Source organism: uncultured Olegusella sp., assembly GCF_947253395.1.
GTDB lineage: Bacteria > Actinomycetota > Coriobacteriia > Coriobacteriales > Atopobiaceae > Olegusella.
Genome location: NZ_CAMXYY010000133.1, coordinates 1 through 3,611, shown reverse-complemented (window position 1 = coordinate 3,611; position 3,611 = coordinate 1). Strand labels below are relative to the sequence as shown.

Here is a 3,611-nt window from a genome sequence, read left to right as displayed (position 1 = left end):
CTCAAACAAAAGATGGTTCAAGCTTCGAGGTGGGTGAGCATAAAAGCGCAGGTCAGATTTTCCTCTAGTCCGACAAACGAACCATCTATTGAAAAGCAGTCCGAAGCTTGAACCATCTGTCGCTAAGCAGCTCGAAAAACGAACCATCTATCGAAACTTCGGCGACCTTCTCTGTGTTAATACAATCGTCGCCAAAAGACCCTTCTCTCTCCCCTGTTCATGAGGGCATTCGTGATGAAGATATCCCTATCCTCGTCGACAAAGGCATTGCGCTTCACTCACCACCCACATGTGTCGGCGTAGCGCTTGCGGGACATGAAAGGCATCACAGCTCATCGTTAAGCACGCCACGCTCAAAAGCGTCAGCGAGCAGCTGGTAATAGATGTCTGGGTCTTGCGCCGATGCAAGCCCCGACACCTGCCCGTCTCCAGTCTCCACTACAATCCAACTTCCGTCGATGCGTTCCGCGAAGTCCACGGTGTAGTAGGGGCTCCCAAGGTTCGAGCACGCTATCACGAGCCTCTCGGGTGGCTTCGCAGCGATTGATGGTTGGTTGGAGTTCCTGCACACGTTGAGGAGATCTCCCCCGAGGTAGAACGCCCTCCACTCGTTCGTCGCGCCGCTGTAGTGAGCAAGGTTAACGTATTCTTTGCACACGATACCAGCCGTGAAGAGGTCTCCTCGGAGCCTAGCAAACTCCCCAACGATCTCATTCATGCACTCCTGGCTCACGGGCACGCGGAAGCTGGCGGGAAACGACGATCCCTTGACCGACTTCACGTAGTCCTTGACCATGAACTCAGCAAACATGCCATTGACCACCTCGGCATCGGCGCTCATGCCCGGAAAGGCGACAAGTCGTGGGGCGTATGTGCTCAGGACGTTCAGCCGCGGAGCAACTCCTTGGAGCGAATGGAAACATACTCATTCCACCCCTTCGGGTCATCCTCTAAGCTTGGAGAGCCTTCCGAGACGTACTCCAGTATTTCTATATCCGTGAGGTCTGTCGGCAGGCTTCTCTCCCAATACACGTCAGTGATATCCTCATAGTCCGCACCAGGCATATCGTTCGAGGCGGCCAACAGCTCGCCGAACCACGACTTCAGACGCTTACCGCCCACCATGGCATACCTTCCGTAAGGGGTGCAAAGCACGGTGAACAGGTCATCACGATTGACCATGCCGTTGTAGACGGACTGGACAGCAGTCCTCTCGCGATTGTAGTACTGCTTCCGGTCGACGTTGATTATGTAGCGATACCATTTTAGCTTGAGCTCGAATGGCCCCTCGAAGGGCATCTCACCTGCGAAGTTACCGTTTTCGTCGTATATATCCTGGAAATGACCGCAGGTCTCCTCAAAGAGGCTAGTGATATCCCGACTGTTGTAGTATCTGTCCTCGACGTCAACGCCTTCGATCTCCCTGAGAAAGGGTCTGTCATCTTCGGGCCCCTCGAGTCCTTCGCATCCAAACCTGATGACACGGTCGCCCTTCCATCTTCCTGCTAAGAGTGTCAGCAGAGCGTTGTTCTCCTCACATCTATTCCAGCAGTTGCCCCAAAGTTTTCCTCCGCCGCTCCACCACCAGTCGAGTCTTTCCATCTTGTCATAGTTAAACCAATCGTATACCTGACTCATCCTCATCACCCCCCTCGAGTGAGGTGTAGTATCCCATACGCTCTGGACAGCAATTGACCCGTAAGCGGGACAGTGATGGGGTTTTCCTCATTGCCTGTGAAATCATGCGACCCCGTGCACCTTAGGATAGCCACAAACTTCGCGCCACATATCAACCTTCGGGCTACAAGCGTGTCTCATGACCGTGCTAGCATGAACACTGTCAGGGATGTGTGCAAGACGAGTTTAAGAAAGAGGCGCCATCATGGGCAATATCGCAATCACTATTGGGGATACAATTATATCGATTCCCGACTTCTACCAGGTGGTTGAGTCCATGCCTGACGATCCGCCCGCATCGGTCCCGGTCATGACGCAGACGAGCATGGGAACCGCTTTCGTCCTGTTCTACCCAATGTCTTCCGAGTATGCCATGCCGTATGAAGACGTTCGCAACGTAATTGACGGTATACATGCGGCGCTCGACGAGGACCAAGGGCTCGTCCAGGTCGCAAACGGTAGAACAGGCCAAGGCAAGCCGTACATCTTCTCCATCATCAAGACAAAGATGGAGAAGCACGGACTGCAGTACGGGCTCACAATTGATGTCGATGCCGTAGGCTACACAATACACACACAGGGATTCTTTGACGAGGGACCGACAACTGGTATCAGAGCGGCGGCCACATATTCCTTGTTAAGGGACAAGGGCATAGTCGATACGGATATGAGCCATTGGACGGCCGACCCGTATGATTCGTCTATCCGCCATGGTTATCTCGCAAACATGGGAGAGTCGCAGGAGTTCGATGAACTCTTTCCCGAGCATCCCCTCACCCTAGCAAGGAATATGGTTGCCCTAGTCGCTGCCAGCCTGTAAAGAATAACTATATCGCTGTAAGGTATCCAGCCAGCCCAGTCAATCCTCATGTACGTATATCCCGTGTTAGAGCTTGGCCGTGTGGTTCCATTGCCACCAACAAGGCTGTTGTAGCTGGAGAAGCATTGTAAGCTAGAGCTCTCAGTTGATGGCAGTACCTAAGTGGAGTCCACATAGATCATCGTGAATGACAAGCACTCCGAGAAACAGTAGAAAGTTCAGATATAAGAATATCGCCATGTTCATCGCGAAGGTCACGCTCGTGATGTATTGCCAATATATCAGCATCGTTGATGCGATCCTCAGTAAGCTGAAGGGCTGACATCACAATTATTTGTCAACAGGCACGACATCTCGACATGACGGTTAGTTATACCGCTTCGACTTTCGTTCTGTTGTTGCACTAAAAAAGGTGTTAAAAGAGGGCCACAAAGTGCCAATCTGCGCAATAAATATCTGCTCCGCGCTTTGCTAATGGCATAATTGATAGTAAGCAAAGGCGATTGGAGCAATGATGATCCTTGACAGTCTGCGTAACAGCACTTCTTTGAATGAAACTGACCGAAGCATTGCCACCTACCTGCTCAGTAACATCGATAACCTTAAGACCCTCACTATTACAAAACTTGCACAAGAGACTTACACTTCCAATGCAACCATTATTCGTTTTTGTAAGAAACTGGGTCTTAGCGGCTACCGAGAACTAATTATGCAGCTCATCCAGGAGATAAGCAGAGACTATCTCCTAGCCACTACCGTTGATCATAATCGTCCTTTCGACAGCTCCGCCTCAATAGAAACTATCGCAGCCAATCTCGCAAACCTATTGAGGGGCGTCATAGACCAAACGAAAATTGAACTAGATACTGCTAAGATGAGCATGATTGCCAAGGCGGCCCTAAATGCCCCGCAAATTTACATTTTTGCCAAGGGCGAAAGCTATCTAGCGGGATGTATCTTTCGCAACGGTCTTCTCAAGCTCGGCTATCATATCACTATGGCTGATGAAGGAGGTTTGCAAACTTTACATGTGAAAAACGGGAAGCCTGGTGATCTATTTTTATTTCTAAGCTACAGTGGCATTCATTACGACTATTCCAAATATGCCGCTACT

Annotated in this window: 4 protein-coding genes; 2 read left to right on the top strand and 2 right to left on the bottom strand. The window is 50.7% G+C overall.

Annotated elements, in window-relative coordinates:
- Positions 1-325: 325 nt before the first annotated feature.
- Complete coding sequence (locus Q0X25_RS07845) at positions 326-811, bottom strand: ATP-grasp domain-containing protein (RefSeq protein ID WP_298580912.1); 486 nt, start codon at positions 809-811, stop codon at positions 326-328.
- Positions 812-885: 74 nt separating this feature from the next.
- A complete protein-coding gene (locus Q0X25_RS07840) occupies positions 886-1,638 on the bottom strand; it encodes a hypothetical protein (protein ID WP_298580910.1) in 753 nt (250 codons plus the stop codon).
- Between the two features lie 244 nt (positions 1,639-1,882).
- Here Q0X25_RS07840 and Q0X25_RS07835 point away from each other — a divergent pair, with 244 nt between their 5' ends.
- Both Q0X25_RS07835 and Q0X25_RS07830 read left to right on the top strand, forming a co-directional pair.
- Positions 1,883-2,497, top strand: coding sequence for a hypothetical protein (locus Q0X25_RS07835; RefSeq protein ID WP_298580908.1), 615 nt, complete (start codon positions 1,883-1,885; stop codon positions 2,495-2,497).
- 511 nt (positions 2,498-3,008) lie between these two features.
- The coding region (locus tag Q0X25_RS07830; protein WP_298580906.1) for a MurR/RpiR family transcriptional regulator at positions 3,009-3,611 on the top strand (603 nt) is incomplete at its 3' end.